23 protein-coding genes are annotated in these 15239 nt (G+C 48.0%); 2 read left to right on the top strand and 21 right to left on the bottom strand.

Annotation, left to right across the window (positions count from 1 at the left end; genetic code table 11):
- Window positions 1–13: 13 nt before the first annotated feature.
- The 16 genes from B5M13_RS33460 to B5M13_RS17130 form a co-directional block, all read right to left on the bottom strand.
- Window positions 14–274: a hypothetical protein gene (locus B5M13_RS33460; RefSeq protein ID WP_155297273.1), complete on the bottom strand. Its 261-nt coding sequence runs from the start codon at window positions 272–274 to the stop codon at window positions 14–16.
- Window positions 246–1001: a hypothetical protein gene (locus tag B5M13_RS17200; RefSeq protein ID WP_155297272.1), complete on the bottom strand. Its 756-nt coding sequence runs from the start codon at window positions 999–1001 to the stop codon at window positions 246–248. Before B5M13_RS17200 ends, B5M13_RS33460 begins: the two co-directional genes overlap by 29 nt.
- A 4-nt stretch (window positions 1002–1005) precedes the next feature.
- Window positions 1006–2217 (bottom strand): helix-turn-helix domain-containing protein, encoded by a 1212-nt coding sequence (locus B5M13_RS17195; RefSeq protein WP_170061144.1) that lies wholly within the window; start codon window positions 2215–2217, stop codon window positions 1006–1008.
- A 60-nt stretch (window positions 2218–2277) separates the two neighbouring features.
- Complete coding sequence (locus B5M13_RS17190) at window positions 2278–2613, bottom strand: hypothetical protein (protein ID WP_080056834.1); 336 nt, start codon at window positions 2611–2613, stop codon at window positions 2278–2280.
- A complete protein-coding gene (locus tag B5M13_RS17185; RefSeq protein WP_080056833.1) occupies window positions 2613–2900 on the bottom strand; it encodes a hypothetical protein in 288 nt (95 codons plus the stop codon). Before B5M13_RS17185 ends, B5M13_RS17190 begins: the two co-directional genes overlap by 1 nt.
- A 14-nt stretch (window positions 2901–2914) precedes the next feature.
- Window positions 2915–3805: a DNA cytosine methyltransferase gene (locus B5M13_RS17180; protein ID WP_080056832.1), complete on the bottom strand. Its 891-nt coding sequence runs from the start codon at window positions 3803–3805 to the stop codon at window positions 2915–2917.
- Window positions 3802–4257: a nucleoside triphosphate pyrophosphohydrolase family protein gene (locus B5M13_RS33810; protein ID WP_179950451.1), complete on the bottom strand. Its 456-nt coding sequence runs from the start codon at window positions 4255–4257 to the stop codon at window positions 3802–3804. Before B5M13_RS33810 ends, B5M13_RS17180 begins: the two co-directional genes overlap by 4 nt.
- Window positions 4258–4264: 7 nt before the next feature.
- Window positions 4265–4813 (bottom strand): hypothetical protein, encoded by a 549-nt coding sequence (locus B5M13_RS17170; RefSeq protein ID WP_080056831.1) that lies wholly within the window; start codon window positions 4811–4813, stop codon window positions 4265–4267.
- Between the two features lie 73 nt (window positions 4814–4886).
- Complete coding sequence (locus tag B5M13_RS17165) at window positions 4887–5675, bottom strand: N-6 DNA methylase (protein ID WP_170061143.1); 789 nt, start codon at window positions 5673–5675, stop codon at window positions 4887–4889.
- Between the two features lie 5 nt (window positions 5676–5680).
- On the bottom strand, window positions 5681–6505 hold the full coding sequence (locus B5M13_RS17160) for a recombination directionality factor (RefSeq protein ID WP_080056829.1): 825 nt from the start codon (window positions 6503–6505) through the stop codon (window positions 5681–5683).
- 25 nt (window positions 6506–6530) lie between these two features.
- The gene (locus B5M13_RS17155; protein ID WP_080056828.1) at window positions 6531–6743 is read right to left on the bottom strand and encodes a hypothetical protein; all 213 of its coding nucleotides are present in this window, start codon (window positions 6741–6743) and stop codon (window positions 6531–6533) included.
- Window positions 6744–6755: 12 nt separating this feature from the next.
- A complete protein-coding gene (locus B5M13_RS17150; protein ID WP_080056827.1) occupies window positions 6756–7706 on the bottom strand; it encodes a hypothetical protein in 951 nt (316 codons plus the stop codon).
- Window positions 7703–7891 (bottom strand): hypothetical protein, encoded by a 189-nt coding sequence (locus B5M13_RS17145; RefSeq protein WP_080056826.1) that lies wholly within the window; start codon window positions 7889–7891, stop codon window positions 7703–7705. The genes B5M13_RS17150 and B5M13_RS17145 overlap by 4 nt, the downstream gene beginning before the upstream one ends.
- An 18-nt stretch (window positions 7892–7909) precedes the next feature.
- Window positions 7910–8296, bottom strand: a complete 387-nt coding sequence (locus B5M13_RS17140) for a hypothetical protein (RefSeq protein WP_080056825.1) — start codon at window positions 8294–8296, stop codon at window positions 7910–7912.
- 120 nt (window positions 8297–8416) lie between these two features.
- Window positions 8417–8782 (bottom strand): hypothetical protein, encoded by a 366-nt coding sequence (locus tag B5M13_RS17135; protein WP_155297271.1) that lies wholly within the window; start codon window positions 8780–8782, stop codon window positions 8417–8419.
- Complete coding sequence (locus tag B5M13_RS17130; protein ID WP_080056823.1) at window positions 8758–9024, bottom strand: hypothetical protein; 267 nt, start codon at window positions 9022–9024, stop codon at window positions 8758–8760. The genes B5M13_RS17135 and B5M13_RS17130 overlap by 25 nt, the downstream gene beginning before the upstream one ends.
- A 152-nt stretch (window positions 9025–9176) precedes the next feature.
- On the opposite strand from B5M13_RS17130, the gene B5M13_RS17125 reads away from it, so the two are divergent.
- Window positions 9177–10145 carry an XRE family transcriptional regulator gene (locus B5M13_RS17125; protein ID WP_170061142.1) on the top strand — a complete coding sequence of 323 codons (969 nt, stop codon included), beginning with the start codon at window positions 9177–9179 and terminating at the stop codon, window positions 10143–10145.
- Between the two features lie 6 nt (window positions 10146–10151).
- Window positions 10152–11534, top strand: a complete 1383-nt coding sequence (locus B5M13_RS17120; protein ID WP_080056821.1) for a tyrosine-type recombinase/integrase — start codon at window positions 10152–10154, stop codon at window positions 11532–11534.
- 137 nt (window positions 11535–11671) lie between these two features.
- Here B5M13_RS17120 and B5M13_RS17115 read toward each other — a convergent pair whose 3' ends face one another.
- The 5 genes from B5M13_RS17115 to rpsF all read right to left on the bottom strand — a co-directional run bounded on the left by B5M13_RS17115 (window position 11672) and on the right by rpsF (window position 15238).
- Complete coding sequence (locus B5M13_RS17115) at window positions 11672–12775, bottom strand: Mrp/NBP35 family ATP-binding protein (RefSeq protein WP_080056820.1); 1104 nt, start codon at window positions 12773–12775, stop codon at window positions 11672–11674.
- 84 nt (window positions 12776–12859) lie between these two features.
- Entirely contained in the window at window positions 12860–13861 is a 1002-nt protein-coding gene (locus B5M13_RS17110; protein ID WP_080056819.1) for a GSCFA domain-containing protein, read from the bottom strand.
- 219 nt (window positions 13862–14080) lie between these two features.
- Entirely contained in the window at window positions 14081–14524 is a 444-nt protein-coding gene (rplI, locus tag B5M13_RS17105; RefSeq protein ID WP_020598302.1) for a 50S ribosomal protein L9, read from the bottom strand.
- 86 nt (window positions 14525–14610) lie between these two features.
- Window positions 14611–14862 (bottom strand): 30S ribosomal protein S18, encoded by a 252-nt coding sequence (gene rpsR, locus B5M13_RS17100; protein WP_012925715.1) that lies wholly within the window; start codon window positions 14860–14862, stop codon window positions 14611–14613.
- Window positions 14863–14875: 13 nt separating this feature from the next.
- A complete protein-coding gene (gene rpsF / locus B5M13_RS17095) occupies window positions 14876–15238 on the bottom strand; it encodes a 30S ribosomal protein S6 (RefSeq protein ID WP_020598303.1) in 363 nt (120 codons plus the stop codon).
- Window position 15239: the final 1 nt, after the last annotated feature.

Genomic DNA, 15239 nt, shown 5'->3' with positions numbered 1-15239 from the left:
GTTAAGAATTGTGCTATTGAACGGTTTCCATTACTAGCAGTTGAGGGTACTTCTGTTTCTTGGCTTCCAGTTGGTCGGGCCTGATCAGAATGATTCGATCTTTGCCTAAATCCTGTACGCCTGTCCAGCATCGTAATTGTCCGGTAAAATCGGGCAGCGGCCCGTTGTAGCGTGTGCTGGCGATGTTGGCCCAGTTGTTGAGTCCAGGAACGCCGGACAGGATAACGTTCGAGTTCGGTACATCGCTACGGCTCTTGTTCTTGTGTTTGGTCATCGGTTAGAATTGAGTTTAAAAGTTCGTCGGGAGTTTGATCGAATTCGATCATGTCTTTCAGTAGCTCGATAAAAGCGATTTGCTTGGCTTTGGTCGTGATACGGTCTTTTTGCGGCAGGTATAGCTGACCCTGTTCAGTAGCCTGTTTCAGTAGTCCGGCCAGAGCGCGAGCATCTTTGTGTTCCTGCATGTTGCCGGTTGCGCCGTGCCCGGCTTCTTCGGCCCGGATGCGTTCCTGAGCCTGTTTCATAAATTCCCACTTGCGTTCCCGGTTGAACGGAATCAGACCTTTTGAGTCGAGCCAGTTATAGAGCAGATTGCCGTGATCATTGTAATCGCGTCCCTGCTGCTGGGCCAGATACGCGAACCGTACCAATTGAGCGTTCGCTCTGTCCTGCTGCTGCTGAGAGGGTACGTATTCGGGCAGCAGTCCGGCAGTGCTTTTTGTCGGGGCTGGATTCAGCGTTAACTGCTCACGCTTGAATTCTTCGTAAGCGTGCAGGACTTTGCCGATTGATCGGGGGTTGAGTTCGGCAAACATTTCCAGCGGCTCGCCATCCTTGCCCGGTAGTTTGCATTTTACACCGAGTCGGTAAGCCAGTAACAGATCGCCCGTCGTTACGCCTGGGTATTCCGTTTTTACGTAGGCCGTCAAGGCTTTCAGCACTTCCTTGTGCTGTGCAATGGCCGCGTCTTTATTCTCGACCTTCATGCTTAATAGCAGCATGATTTCATTCCAGATCAATGAAAACTGTTTCAAGTCCGTGTCCGGCAGTTTCTTTGTCCGGCTGGCTTCCCTGATCTGCTGAATCGTCGTTTTCGGTTCCAGTTGTGTCACCGAGGTCGTTTGCGCTGACAAAAGCATGTTGCTTTGTGGAGCCAGTTCGGTTGTTGGTTGCATGTGTCTGGTTTTTGAGGTAAATGTTTTTGTAGGCGTAGGCTAGTTTTTGTCCGAGACTTGGCAGGAAATAGGCATCTTTCTCGAAGCGCATTACGGTTCCCCGTTCGTTGGTGACAGTCCAGTACTCGAAAAATTCCCTGTAGAAATCGACCGGATATTTCCCCGGATTCAGTTTGTGATACTCGTTGAGCTTATCCCGGAAATCGTTCTTGCGCTGAGCTACGGTTTTCTTCGGCTCTTTCGGCTTGGTGCGCCGGAGCCACTTACGAACCAAGTCCTGCAACTCTTTCAGATCGTTGTAGGTGCGGCCAGTGTGTTCAGCTACGAAAGGCGCAACGCGGTCGTCTTCAATGCCACGAAGGTTTATGATCTGACCTAGCTGGTTTGGTTCGATGAGCTGACCGTTTAGCGTAATGAACGGCGTCAGAGTTGACGCAGGATTTTGCGTCTGGTCGGCATTTTCGAGGTTTTTTGCAAAAGAGTTACTAGTAGTATTAATACTACTTTCTTGTGTAGTATTTAATATATTATTATATATATTATTATCTCTTTTACCTGAAAACCTCGAATCTTGGCCGGGGTTGACGCAAAATCCTGCGTCAGCTTCTGTAAATCGTTCAGAATCAGCGCATTGTTCCTTGTTAGCTGACGCAAGAAATTGCGCCAACATGACGCAGGATTTTGCGTCAGGTAGAGCAGACGCAAGAATTTGCGCCAACTTGACGCAAGAATCTGCGTCAGCTAACATCAGCTTTTGTAGCAAAACCGGACTTAACGCAAAATCCTGCGTCAACTCGTTCAGGATAATTGTGCGCTGATTTTTCTTGAGTCTACGATCTACCAGAACGGTTAAAAAGCCTGCCCGGTGCAGGTTAGTAATAAAGGCACTACACGACCGTTCACTGATGTTTAGACGTGCCGCCAGTTCGTCATTATCAGCGTTGGTTCTGCCATCTGTACCGCACAATACGACCAGTTGCGGAAACAGAAGTTTCTCGCTGGAAGTAAGCAGCTCAGACTGCAAAACGGAATCGGGTACCATGATCATTGTTTCAAAAAACAGGGCGCAACCTAAAAAGTAATATTAATATTACAAAACAGTTTACGCGGAATTTTTAACACTGTAGTCGATAATCTTACTGATTAACGCAATCGGGATGTATTGAAATCGTTCGGTAGGTTTGATCAGTTCGCCCCACTGATTGCGCGTTCGTTCGTGCTGAATAAAATCCGTCTCGCCGTATTCGTTCCGGTTCTTTTCGGTCGGGCAGTTCAGCGCCAGTACGGTTCCTTCGTCATTTATAGCCAGCATCTTGCCGGTATGAATGATCTGGTAGCGGCCACAATGCACGACAACGTACAGGTTACGGCCTTTTAGATCGCGTAGTTGCAGGTACTTTTCAGCAACGCTATGTTCGCGGGTGAAATCTAGCTGCATCAGATTGTCGTTCGGATTTCTTCGTATTGCCGGTCGAACCGGGCGCGTTGAGCAAAGAACTTGCGCTGCTTCAAAACGGTATTGCGATACCTGAACAGGTCTTCTTTGATCTGTGCTTTACGTGCCCCCAGTTGGGCAGACTTGTATGATCGTTGTCGGATAATATCCACTATGTCAGCCGTGTCAGCCGGAATTACTGTATTGGTTAAATCTTTCTCCTGCTGGTGAATGCGTTTGAACTCCTCGAATAGTTGATCTGAATAGGTACTTATATACTCCCAGGCCATAAGATTGAATTGGTTTAGTTGAAATAACGCATAGCCTGCTCACCGACCCAGCGACCCATAGGGACGGGTACGGCATTGCCAATCAGTCGGTAACTGCTGTTTTTGCTGTCGAAATGAAAATCATCCGGGAATCCTTGCAACCGGGCATACTCCCGAACGGTAAACGGTCGCGCCCCATGGGGATTTGATTTGTCAACTACCATTCGGGTACTTTGGTCTTTCTCGTAGTGCGCTACGCAGGTAGGAGCCAATTCGCCCGGTCGGTTGGGGTCGCATAGTATCGGCTTATCTCGATATGAGCCTTTTAAACGTGCCAGTACGTAATCTGGCAGGTCAACGATTGGTACGTCACGTTCCAGTATATCGCGCAAACGAGGCCGTTTTGCTGGCTGTGGGTGCATGATAAAGAACGGTTTACGGGTTCCTATCACAATCAACCGCTTGCGCTTCTGAGGTAGCCAGTTGGTTGCTTCGACCGGACAGAACACGTTCACATAATAGCCCGGCAGCTTTGTCATGGCTTCCATCACGACCGGAAATTTCTTCATGCCTGGAACGTTTTCTACGACGTACATTTCGGGTTGTTCGATTGCCACATGCCGGAAAAAATGCAGAAATAGATCCTCGCCCGTCCGGGTTTGGCTGATGTCAGCAATCGCGCTGTATTTCTTGCAGGGGTAAGTACCTACAATGATGTCAGATTTCGGCTGATCAAGAACCCGGCGAGCCTGTATGTCTTCGTTCAGGATGGAGTGTCCGAAATAATGCGGATTCTGATTCATGCAGCCGGTTGCGTCGCTGTCCAGATCAAGCGACTGAATAAAATCAACACCGCTTTGCATCATGCCGAGTTCCATGCCTCCGGCACCCGAAAAATATCCTTTTCCAGTTGGTTTGTAGCTCATTGCTCTGATAGACGGTAGATTAATAAGCAACCATTGAAAACGATCTGTTGCAGGTAAGACGATGCGAATTGAGCTTCCTGATAAATGTTGTCGTGTTTTGTAGTGCACAGCATCCCTATCAGTGATGTAAGCTCTAAATGTGCGTTCATCGCTAAACCGTCTGATAGTTTCCGTCTCGCAAAGACTAACCCTAGAACTTCCCGCGAATTACAGGGCCAGCCGACTAACTCACTGGCCCATTCGCACATCTGAACCGCTACTGCTGTAACCTGTACGGCTTCGTTCAGCAGGTTTTCTTTCGGCTCTTCGTCAATGATCGCTTTAGCGACTTCGCCTAATTCTTCCTGTAAGATCAGAATCCAGAAAAACAGCTTTAGATTCTGTTTGCCCCATTTGGCAATCTGCCGCTCGCGTTCAGCGACTACTAATTCAATTACTTGTTCAGCGGTCATATATTTATTAGTGGCTTATTGCGAATGAATACCAGAGTTTTGACGGCTCGTGTTTAGTGTTATCAACACGCACCAGATAGGCGAGAAAATCATTTTTCAGCATCCTGCGAGCTGTATTGTACCTAGCAAGATGTAATTCAGGGCGTACGCTGCCTTTCTTTAAGTCTCTTTCGATACCTTGATAAAGCTGATACCGATAGTTGATTTTAAAGTGAATCGCTTTCGATTTGTATTTCAACTTTGCTTCGGCTAGTGGCAATAGGCGTTCAGATTCGTCGTCTCTCGTGACTTCCAGTCTCCATTTCCGATGCCGCTTTCGCGTGACAACCCGAAAGAAATAATGACGTTCGCCAGTCTCGAAATTGCCGCTTTCCAGTTGCAGGCATTGGAGATTAAAAAGCGATATAGCGAACAGGTAATCAACCTCGATTTCTCGTTCAGTCCATTTGTTTAGCCATGCCCCGCAGTTGGGCCAGCTTCGGTCATTGATTGTTAGCGTCTGCCCAGCTATTAGCCTTGCCAGAATTAGTCCTTTGTCAGTTAGAATAGTTTTCATGATTTATAAGGTTTATTGTCAAGGGGTGTAATATTGTCGCCGTTGTATTTACAGAGATAGTAGCTCATGGCTGTTAGAAAATGGCTAATTGATTGATTGGCTTAACCCGTTTCAGCGGGGTTGTCGGTCGTGGTCTGTTGGGGATGCTGATCTTTGCCGGGGCTGCTGGCTCTGCGGTCGTCAGTAGTTCAATGACTTTCTGCATGGCCGTTGTTTCGGGCTTATTCAGTCGCCAGTTCCAGCCGCCTATAATATGTGCAGGAGTGTACCAAGCGTCACGCATTTCCATTGTGAGCGTATTGCCCACATACACTACGGCAGGTATGTTTAGCAGACTGAACTGAACATAGGCCATGTGAACACATCGGCTGTCGAGGTCAATTGCGCTTACATGCAGGCATTGCTGATAGTTAATTTTCTTATCAAGCATGGTATGCGCCAGCGCGATGATCATCGCCCCCGAACCGCAGGCGGGTTCGTGTGCTGTAACGAATCCTTTCTGATCAACGATAGCCTGCATTTCGTCCCCGTATGTCATTTTTGACATCATTTCGCAGAGGTGGTACGGCGTAAAGAATTGCCCGGCGTGTTCGTTGTGCAGTTCTAGTTCGTGGAATAGTTCGCCCAAGACATCGCGGGGTTCGCTCTCCATTTCTATGGTCAACATGCCCAGCAGCTCAGGAAACAGATTGATTTCTTCGCTGCTGTACTTTTTGACTATAGACAGGTAGCGTTCTTCCCGTTTCTGACAGTTTCGTAGATCAACAGTATTGGAAAACGAGATTGCGGCCATTTCGCAGAAATCAGCAAATACATTATATGTGCCATGACGGTAGGCTAACCCCCGGATACTTTTTGCCATTGCTTTCATGCCTCACCTCCTTCCCCGCTACCGAGTAGCAGACCGTTGGACCCAAGTTCCAGCGGTTTAGATAAGTCCATCAGTGCCAGCTTTGCCGGATTTTCGGTTGGATGCTCAGCCAGATACTTGCTGACCTGTAGCCCGGTTTCCATCGAAAACATGGGCACCAGATCGACAACCGGATAAGAGTCGGTTACACCCGGTTTGTTGGACTTTACTTTCTTGATCGTCAGCGAGAACGGCAGAAACCGAACGCTGCCGAATGCCTGCATACTACCGTCGAAGCGGTCCCGTAGGTTTGGAATCGATGTGTCAACGCCTTTGGTGCTGAACTGCCAGTAACCGAGTACCGGCACATTTTTGATGCAGAAACGCATCGTCAGCACATGCGCCCATTTGATGTATTTAGCCTGACTGCCTGCCTGTTGTTTCAGATAGTTTTCGCAGCTTTCAATCAGATCAGGCCGTTTGTCGATTGTTACCGGCAGGTATGCCCCTTTACTATATACGTAAAAGGTTTCTCCGTCGCCGTAGGCATACAGTGCCCCGGCTTTGTCCCGGATTTCAAGCCGCTCAGTACATACTTCGTTGAAGTCATCCGAGTAAAAGAATACAGGTAGTTCGGTCGGTTTGTCACCGTATTGTGCTGTTACCTTTTGGTCGAATCGTGAGCGAACAACGAAGTAATCAGTAGACTTCGGAAAGGCCCGGTTATCGGCGGTGTAGCCTTTTTCGCCGATGCTGATACGGCCTACTTCGGGTAATGTTCGTTTGGCTGCTGGCGGCACATTGGGCACAGCCTTTTGCAGAGGGTTGTTTTGAATTCGCATTGTCTGGATTGTTTGGAGAGGTGAATTATTGTCTTGATCGTCTTCGTCTTGCCGCTTCAATCAGCGCGTCTATTTCGTCGTAGGTTTCCGCTACGTTGCAGACCCGATGAGGCAGCGTTATAATGGCGTGGATGTTCGGTTCGCTGGGCTGATCGTACGGTTCGACCATAATGATGTATCGCAAGCCGATAGTGACGCGCTTGCTGTCGCCGTTGATTTGGGTTACACGAATGAACATGACGTTGAGTGTTTAGTAGGGCAGTATGGCTTCGGCTACGCCTACTGCCCTGTGATGCTGGGCGATTGGATTGCCGGGGTGAATAGTGCCGGTGAATTGATGGAATGTCTTGTTGTCAAGCTCTCCGCCGTATTCGGCAGCATAGATTGCCAGATAATGATCGATCAGTGCAGGCGTATAAATCGTTTTGGTCTGATTAACCAGCGTGTAGGTCGGTTCAGACTGGAAATCTTTCGGACTCCAAGACCAGTTTTCAGCGATTTCCAGATGCGGGAAATTTTCCTCGAAAATCAGTTTATTCAGCGCGAGCTGCATCTGAGCCGATTTGTGAATGCCGCCAGATTTAAAGTCGATATTGACCAGCCTGCGTTCGCGCTTCGTTGTTGCGTCCTTGCCCTTGCCGATTTTTGTAGTAACCGTCGCATAGGCTACCAGATCAAGTGTACCGGCGATGCCCATTTCATCGCTGGCTAACATGCCCTCGATTAGAATAGGCTCAATCTCGAAATCAGCGCAGAACTTGGCGTAACTGGTTACAGCCTTATTCAGTTTCTTCGTCCACTCGCCAGCCAGCGCCAGCGGATGATCGTACTGTAAGAGGTAGCTTCTGACGCGGTTGGCGGTATCGTTGAAGTTGTAGCCTTTTTGGTGGTAATCGGCAAAACAGATGTGCATCAGCGTTCCGAAATCTGCCGCCTGATCGCGCAGGATGTCGGCCTGCTGGCCGTGCTTCTTGAACCATTCGATCAGGTGCGGACTCGTTGGCGTTACCTTCTTAATGAAGCTCGTTGTAGAAATGTAGAACGTTGCTTCGTCGCCGTCAATCGTATAGTAATACCGACTATCCAGCGCATCGATTCTCCGAATCATACGGGGCTGGGTCAGCAATACCGTCTGATTCGCGTAGATGTAGAGCAAATTATCTACATCGTCCATTGTCAGCATTGTGTCGTTGACGGTCATGCCCGGTGTTGTTTACGGAGTGCGAACACACAGAGAATTTCCCAGACGATGAGAATACCGAGTACCGCAAAAGCGCCCCCGACCTGATGAACCAATAGCAGTTTTAAGCCGAGCCGACCGTATACCAGCAGACCCATAAAGGCCAGAAAGTCAGCGTACCTAGCGTAAGTCTTTGTTTTCTTCATGGTAATATTAATATTACATTAATGAACAAGAAAAGAGACGGTTTGCGCGATTGACTGCCGTTGATCGGGGAACGCAGCAAGAGCTACCTGTGCAGCCTGACGTACCTGACGACGGTAGTTGTGTTCGGCTTCGCCGGTAACATTGCGAATGCATTCAACCAGCCGACGAATGATTTCATTGTTATCCTCGTGAATCCAGATCGGGAGCGTACATTCACCGTTGCCGACCTGCGCACCGTGCGAACTGCTGAAATAAAAGCTGGCCGTATCCGTCAGCGGATTAACATTGTAGCATTTGGCCCATTCAGGACGCTTGTAGCTGTGTACATGTACGGCCTGCATCATTGCGATTTGCAGCAGGGCATTCATGCGTCGTTTCTGTGACTTTTTTACCTTTGTGCTCATGACACGTTTATCGTGTTAATCTGTTAGATTGTCTAAACGCTGTCTGCGATGCGGTCAGCGTTTTTTGTAAATGACACTGCAATAGTAATATTAATATTAACATTGCGCAAGCAAAAAGGTTTATTTTTTTTGTTTTTCCCGCAGAATATCCCTAAAGCGTTCCTGTACGAATTCTTTGCTATAGCCCTGACCGAGAAGGTATTGACGGCAGGAACTCGTTTTATAGAGCGGTTTGCCGGTTTTTCCGTTCGTTTCGATCTCGCCTGATCGTGTCAGTTCCCACAGCTTAGTACTACCTACATGCAAAAAAAGCATTGCATCTTTTCGATTCATGTACTCGCTGTTAGTGACCGTAACCGATTCCAGCAAGTCTAAACGGTTGATTACTTCCTCGTAGCTATCCACAATCCGTTCCATCGTTTGCCAGAGCGCAAGCGGCACTGCAACCATGCCAGACGAATCTATTTGCCGAACTCCGTTTTCCATTCTTTCAAGCCGGTTATTTGTTTTTCTAATTGATCAGCTTCGGCCCGAAGCTGAGAGACGCGACTTTCGGCACTTGCAATCACTACGTCAAGGATACGAAGCCGAACGCGGTACTTATGCCCTGGACGCGGTTCAGCCGCAAAGTTTGATACGGCCTGATACGAAACGCCAGCCTTTGAGGCTACCTCTCCATAGCCTAGTTTTTGCGTAACCGCTGAAAAATCTTTTTCGATTGTTTGCATAGGATTTAAACCTTTTGCTAAATTTTGTGCTATGTTAATAATATACTTTGCAAATATTAACATCGAAATTATTCAACGCAAGAAAAACACATAATAATATTACTATTATGTCTATGCTCAGCCAGAAGAACCAAACATTAACACTAACCCCCATGACGACAAATGAAAAAATCGCAGCCATACGCGATTTGACCGGATTGAATCAAAATCGCTTTTCCAAACTCATCGGGGTTGCTCCTTCGACTATGACTCGGCTAGAACGCGGTTCGCCTAATAAACCGAGTCACGACACGCTGCAAAAAATTGCCGACCATTTTACCGAAGTTACGCTCGACTGGCTGACGGATGAAGACGACGACACACTACCAAAAACAATTACACTCCGGCCCGGTTCTTCCATTGAGTCGTTATCTTCACCTGATCATGAAGGGCAGCGATTTCGGCGCTTCGTGGAACGGCACAAGCCGAAGCTCAATCAGAATATTATTGCTGAATCGATTGGCGTATCAAGAAATCAGGTAGGGGCTTATTACAATACAATTCGGTTTCGACAGAGCGTTCAGAGTGCCTTACTGGAAGGGTTGTCGAAACTCCTGGGCCGTCCCGTAACGCCGGAAGAAGTATTCGGGGCAGGCCGTAATGCTGGAACAAACGTGCCAACCAACCTAATAGCAGTACCTAAACTCTCGGTCAGCGACCGACCCAGGCTAACGACTCAGTTTCTGGCTAATCTGCAAGCGAACTTTATGCCTGCCGTTCAGACGGATAAAGTTATGTACGCACCTAAACAGGCCGTAACCGAGGATAACTTTAAACGTGCTTTTGCTATCGAGATTGCAGCCGGTGACAGGATGGAACCGCTGTATTTTCCCGGTTACTGGGTTCTCGGCATTCAGCTTGAGCCTGCCGACTACTCCAAGCTCTACGACGGAACGGTTGCCGTTGTGACCAACGACGGGCAGTTTCTGGTTAAGAAAATTGTAGCCAACAACATTCGTACGACCGGCGTTCTCGAACTCGGTAGCTATACTGCTGGCAACGGCGGTTCGGTGCAGCTCCGCAAATCCGATATTTCCTTAATGTTCTCAATCGCCGGGATTATTTTCGGCCTGACAGCCTAGACCGTTATGGCTTCAGTAACCTTTCGCTTTATCCAGAACGAAACCGTCAGGGACGACGGTACGCAGTTGGTACTGCTACGCATTACCTATCAGCGCAAGCATAAATACATCGGTACGGGGGTGTACCTCCGCGAAAAGCATTTTAACCCGGACGCTACCAAAGATAAAGAAAACTGGGTGCGCAAATCCTACGGCACTGCCGATGCGGTTAACACCCAGAACGGCATATTAAAAGCGTGGCTCGATAGGGGAGAGGCCGCTAAAAAGCGATTGACTGAAATCGGCCAGCCCTTCACGGCTGATGATGTCAAACAACGCATAGAGCAGACTTCCAGCGATTCGCTGGCGGCTTTCATTCGTCATGCCATTCAGCGGTATCGTGACCGGGGGCAGGAAGGAACGGCCAACAATCAGGAGTACTACCTACGGGCTTTGTGTCGCTTTATGGGGCTCGACCCAAAAACGGGGGATTTTACAATTTATCAGCTTTCGCCCCAGGTAATGGAAGATTTTGAAACGTACCTGCTGACGAAAGAAACCAACCGGAAGGGGTCTACCGATGCGAGCCGTAGAAATTCGACATCCGAGAAACTGCGCAAATTGCACCAGTACATTCGGGCCTTTATCGTTAAGCATAAACTGCCCGACGAACTGGACCCACTCCGGGGGCGAATCTTTGAGAGTGCGCCAACGCGCCGGGTGCAACTCAGCGAAGCCGAAGTAATGATTCTGGCAGCGGCCAAATTGCCGACTCAAACCAAAGGCGAATGCACACTGAACAATGCCCGTAATATTTATCTGTGTAGTTATTTCCTGCATGGCCTCCGGGCGCGGGATTTGATCATGGCGCGGGTATCGCAGCTAACAACCGAATGGCAGATTGTTGATAATGTGCCGGTACGTAAATACCGCTTTATGACGACGGCTCTGAAAACAGATAAGACGAAATATATCTACGTCGAGGACGAAATCCTGCCGATTCTTCTGGACTATGCCAAAGATAAAGAGCCGGATGATTTCCTGTTCCCGTTCCTAAAAACGAAGCATAAGCACCTTGACGATGTGAAACTTAAAAACAAGGCTAAGAGTCAGAACATCATTATCAATGGATGCCTGAAAACGATTGCTGAGCTATTGAAGATAAATAAGCCGATCTATATGCACTCGGCCCGGCATACGTTCGCAGATATGCTCATGGAAGAAACCGGCGATATTCGACTGCTACAGGCGTCGCTCGACCACTCCGAAATCAGCACGACCGAACGCTATTTTTCCAGGGGCGTTAAGCAGTCGCTCACCGATAAGGCGAACAGTTTATACCGTCGTCAGGCGGCTACCCGTTCGCAGGTGGCCGACCTCAATAGTGAAACTTTACTGAAACAATACTGAAACAAAGCACGAAACCGGGCGAAAACTAACCTTTCGATAATTGAGATAACAGACTGTTATTCAATGATTACGAAAAGAATGGTTTCGCCCGGTTTCGCTTATATAACTGTACGGTAAATTTATATGTTCTATGCGATTTATGCAACCTGTACCCGTTCGGTTCGGTCAAGGCTTGCATTGCGGATAGCCACCTGTTGAGCCAATGCTTCGGCGGCTGATCGGAAAGCTTCGCTAGCAATGGGCTCGCCAATGCTAATAGCCGGTCGACCTTCATCCCCCGCTTCACGAATTCCCTGTACCAATGGAATCTGTCCCAGCAACGGAACGCTAAATTGGTCGGCCAGAAGTTGGCCCCCTCCTTTTCCGAAGATATAGTATTGATGGTCGGGTAACTCAGCAGGGGTGAAATATGACATATTCTCGATTACCCCCAGTACAGGAACATTGATCTGAGGCTGACGGAACATTGCCAGACCTTTGGTAGCATCGGCAAGCGCCACTTTTTGCGGGGTCGTCACAATGATTGCCCCCGTTACCGGAACCGTCTGTACCAGCGTCAGGTGAATATCGCCTGTACCAGGTGGCAGATCGATTAGCAAATAGTCTAAATCACCCCAGTCAGCATCCGAGAAAAATTGCTGTAAGGCACGTCCGGCCATGGTTCCACGCCAGATAATGGCTTGATTGGGATCAACCAAAAAGCCCATCGACAGCATTTTAATGCCAAATTGCTGAACCGGCTCCATCTTCGTTTGCCCATCGACCTGAAAAATACGCGGTTGAATATTTTCAGCACCAAACATGGTCGGCATGGATGGGCCGTAAATATCGGCATCAATGATACCGACCTTCGCACCAGACTTATGCAGGGCAATCGCTAGATTGGCTGTAACCGTCGATTTGCCGACTCCACCTTTTCCCGATGAAACAGCGATGATATTCTTAACGCCAGGAAGCGTAGGCGCATTCGTTCGAGTTGAGGTGACATCCGAGGTCATATCGACTGTCACCTGAATATCGGCTCCAATGTGTGTATGAATGGCGTCTTCGCACCGTTTACGAATAACTTCCTTGAGGGGGCAGGCAGGGGTAGTTAATACGACGGTGAAACGAACGGAGCCAATGCCCAGGGTTACGTCGCGGACCATATTGAGCGAAACAATATCGCGCTTTAAATCAGGTTCTTCAACGGTACTCAACGCCCGCAGAACGGCTTCTTGTGATAATCGATAATCGGACATTCAGGGAAATGGATAATGAATAATCGGGGCCGCCCGTGCGGTACAATGCATACGGCAACAATCGATTGGCGCGAAGGCCATTAATCATTGCACATTATCCATTATACATTTTTCTAAACGCCCACGTACGTCAGCCAGTTCCGCCGACACATCGATTCGGTTCGATAATGTTTCTAATTGCGACTGTAACGTTCTCAGAAATGCTTGATGGGCCGGACTCGTTTCTCCATAAAGTGGCCGATGGGCCAGCGATTTACTTACCTGTGCCCATTCGTTTACAAAATGGCGTAATTCGGTATCAAAGGCACTGTCAACAAATTTTTGGAAAATATACGCCTGCGCCTGTGCGTTCGGATGAATTAGGTCGGCTTCGTAAAATCGGTAATCACGCAGATCGTCCATCATTAGTTCGTAAGCTGGGAAATAGACGATCCAGTTGTTCCAGACGGTAAGCTCGTGAGCAATAACACGGAGGATCGATTTGCTGACGTTGTTGAGTGGAAGGGTATCGCGTGTGTGACGCACTGGGCTTACAGTCAGAACGACTTTGAGGGCTGGGTTGGCTTTATGCAATGTTTTCAGCAATCGGGCCATGTCGTCGCGCAGGTGGTCGATCTGATAAAGGTACTTCTCGAACAATTGCCCAGGCATTTTGTGGCAATTAGCAACCACTTTTCCCGTTTCAATATGCCTGTAAACAACCGCCGAGCCTAAGGTAAGGAGCAGAAAGTCTGCTTTTTGAATAGCTTCGGCCGTAGTTTTCAGACTACCCATCAATTTGGTACGAAGTTCGCCCTGACTGAGTGCCCAGAGCGATGAATGGAAATCGTAATGAAACCAAACGCCATCCCGTTCGACATATCGGTTTTCGTCGGGTATATTTCCATATAAAGCCATCGTCAATAGCTTAGCCATCGAAACAGGGTTAAATAGAGTGCCAAACGGATTATTGAGTACGTTTAGTTTATGCTCGGCCAGGCGGCTTCCTATTGCTTCCGCAAAACAGGAGCCCATAGTTACGATTCGGCTCTTCAGACCAATGCGATTGGGCAGGGTTTCAGGCGAAAAATCAGTATGAAGCTTCATACTTTTTAAACAAAAAAACAGGCCATTTAGGTCCGTTTTGGGTTAAAAAGATGCCTTCTTTAGTTGTTGATAATCAATGGATAAAGCCAAAAAGAGAAGGTGTCGTTACTACTATTTTATGGAACACAGCGTAACAACTTTACCCTGCTATAGCAATATAAAAACGGCCCGCATTGTCATTTGACAGGCGGGCCGTTTTTTAGGAAGAGTCGTTGGTGCTTATTCGGCAGAAACGACTTCAAATTTCACTTTATGCTTCACATCCTTATGCAGATCGAGCGACGCTTCGTATGTACCGAGGGTTTTCACATCGTCAACAGTAATTTTCTTACGGTCGATATCGAAACCTTTTTCACGAAGCGCTTCGGCAACCTGAGTGTTGGTTACGCGACCAAAGATTTTGCCACTTTCACCCGCTTTGGCAGGGATAGAGAGCGTAATATCTCCAATAGCTTCAGCCAGAGCAAGAGCGTCATTTTTGATCTTCTCTGCTTTGTGAGCGGCCTGGCGAATGTTTTCGGCAACAATCTTTTTGTTCGACTCGGTTGCCATTACTGCATACCCCTGAGGAATCAGGTAGTTGCGGCCGTAGCCGGGCTTCACCGTAACGGTATCGTTTTTGTAGCCCAGGCCGGCAATATCAGTTTTTAAAATGATGTCCATTTTTGAAAAAGTTTTCGGTTTACAGTTGGCCGTTTACAGTTCATTTACCCGAAGGCGACAGAATACTGAAAACAGAAGACTGAAACCTATTTTAGTGAATCGCCTACGTAAGGCAGGATGGCTAAATGACGAGCGCGTTTGACAGCCTGGGCCACTTTACGCTGGTTTTTGAGGCTTGTGCCGGTCAGCCGACGGGGCAGAATTTTACCCTGTTCGTTCAGCAGTTTCAGCAGGAAGTTGCCATCCTTGTAATCGATGTATTTGATACCGGCTTTCTTAAAGCGGTCGTACTTTTTGCGGTTCTCGGTTTTCGAGACGGATTCGTTTTGTAAGCTCATGATCAGGGACCTATCAGGCGTTTTCGGTTTGTTTTTTCTTACCAACTAAGCCGTTGCGCTTCTTTTCATTATAGGCAACAGCGTGCTTGTCGAGCGAAACCGTCAGGTGACGGATCACACGTTCATCGCGCAGATACTCCGTGTTGAGTTTCTCGATGATCGTTCCCGGAGCCTTAAACTCGAAGAGTTGATAGTAACCCGTGTTCTTGTGCTGGATTGGGTAAGCGAGTTTACGCAGACCCATGCTGTCTTCATGAACAAGTTCCGCACCATTATCGGTGAGCACTTTCCGGAACTTGTCAACGGTGTCCTTCATCTGAGCATCAGATAAAACGGGAGTTAAAATGAACACCGTTTCGTAGTTATTCAGAAACATT

Source organism: Spirosoma aerolatum, assembly GCF_002056795.1.
GTDB classification, from domain to species: domain Bacteria; phylum Bacteroidota; class Bacteroidia; order Cytophagales; family Spirosomataceae; genus Spirosoma; species Spirosoma aerolatum.
The sequence above is the reverse complement of the archived record's forward strand: the minus strand, read 5'-3'. Positions and strand labels throughout refer to the sequence as shown.

What these genes read in the sequence shown, in the direction of transcription:
- rpsR (WP_012925715.1), bottom strand. Translation starts at nt 14,862, where the DNA reads ATGAGCTTACAAAACGAATCCGTCTCGAAAACCGAGAACCGCAAAAAG.
- B5M13_RS17110 (WP_080056819.1), bottom strand. Translation starts at nt 13,861, where the DNA reads ATGAAGCTTCATACTGATTTTTCGCCTGAAACCCTGCCCAATCGCATT.
- B5M13_RS17195 (WP_170061144.1), bottom strand. Translation starts at nt 2,217, where the DNA reads ATGGTACCCGATTCCGTTTTGCAGTCTGAGCTGCTTACTTCCAGCGAG.
- B5M13_RS17160 (WP_080056829.1), bottom strand. Translation starts at nt 6,505, where the DNA reads ATGCGAATTCAAAACAACCCTCTGCAAAAGGCTGTGCCCAATGTGCCG.
- B5M13_RS17130 (WP_080056823.1), bottom strand. Translation starts at nt 9,024, where the DNA reads ATGCAAACAATCGAAAAAGATTTTTCAGCGGTTACGCAAAAACTAGGC.
- B5M13_RS17200 (WP_155297272.1), bottom strand. Translation starts at nt 1,001, where the DNA reads ATGCTGCTATTAAGCATGAAGGTCGAGAATAAAGACGCGGCCATTGCA.
- B5M13_RS17170 (WP_080056831.1), bottom strand. Translation starts at nt 4,813, where the DNA reads ATGAAAACTATTCTAACTGACAAAGGACTAATTCTGGCAAGGCTAATA.
- B5M13_RS17125 (WP_170061142.1), top strand. Translation starts at nt 9,177, where the DNA reads ATGACGACAAATGAAAAAATCGCAGCCATACGCGATTTGACCGGATTG.
- B5M13_RS17185 (WP_080056833.1), bottom strand. Translation starts at nt 2,900, where the DNA reads ATGGCCTGGGAGTATATAAGTACCTATTCAGATCAACTATTCGAGGAG.
- B5M13_RS33810 (WP_179950451.1), bottom strand. Translation starts at nt 4,257, where the DNA reads ATGACCGCTGAACAAGTAATTGAATTAGTAGTCGCTGAACGCGAGCGG.
- B5M13_RS17120 (WP_080056821.1), top strand. Translation starts at nt 10,152, where the DNA reads ATGGCTTCAGTAACCTTTCGCTTTATCCAGAACGAAACCGTCAGGGAC.
- B5M13_RS17140 (WP_080056825.1), bottom strand. Translation starts at nt 8,296, where the DNA reads ATGAGCACAAAGGTAAAAAAGTCACAGAAACGACGCATGAATGCCCTG.
- B5M13_RS17115 (WP_080056820.1), bottom strand. Translation starts at nt 12,775, where the DNA reads ATGTCCGATTATCGATTATCACAAGAAGCCGTTCTGCGGGCGTTGAGT.
- B5M13_RS17150 (WP_080056827.1), bottom strand. Translation starts at nt 7,706, where the DNA reads ATGACCGTCAACGACACAATGCTGACAATGGACGATGTAGATAATTTG.
- B5M13_RS17145 (WP_080056826.1), bottom strand. Translation starts at nt 7,891, where the DNA reads ATGAAGAAAACAAAGACTTACGCTAGGTACGCTGACTTTCTGGCCTTT.
- B5M13_RS17135 (WP_155297271.1), bottom strand. Translation starts at nt 8,782, where the DNA reads ATGGAAAACGGAGTTCGGCAAATAGATTCGTCTGGCATGGTTGCAGTG.
- rplI (WP_020598302.1), bottom strand. Translation starts at nt 14,524, where the DNA reads ATGGACATCATTTTAAAAACTGATATTGCCGGCCTGGGCTACAAAAAC.
- B5M13_RS17180 (WP_080056832.1), bottom strand. Translation starts at nt 3,805, where the DNA reads ATGAGCTACAAACCAACTGGAAAAGGATATTTTTCGGGTGCCGGAGGC.
- rpsF (WP_020598303.1), bottom strand. Translation starts at nt 15,238, where the DNA reads ATGTTTCTGAATAACTACGAAACGGTGTTCATTTTAACTCCCGTTTTA.
- B5M13_RS17190 (WP_080056834.1), bottom strand. Translation starts at nt 2,613, where the DNA reads ATGCAGCTAGATTTCACCCGCGAACATAGCGTTGCTGAAAAGTACCTG.
- B5M13_RS33460 (WP_155297273.1), bottom strand. Translation starts at nt 274, where the DNA reads ATGACCAAACACAAGAACAAGAGCCGTAGCGATGTACCGAACTCGAAC.
- B5M13_RS17165 (WP_170061143.1), bottom strand. Translation starts at nt 5,675, where the DNA reads ATGGCAAAAAGTATCCGGGGGTTAGCCTACCGTCATGGCACATATAAT.
- B5M13_RS17155 (WP_080056828.1), bottom strand. Translation starts at nt 6,743, where the DNA reads ATGTTCATTCGTGTAACCCAAATCAACGGCGACAGCAAGCGCGTCACT.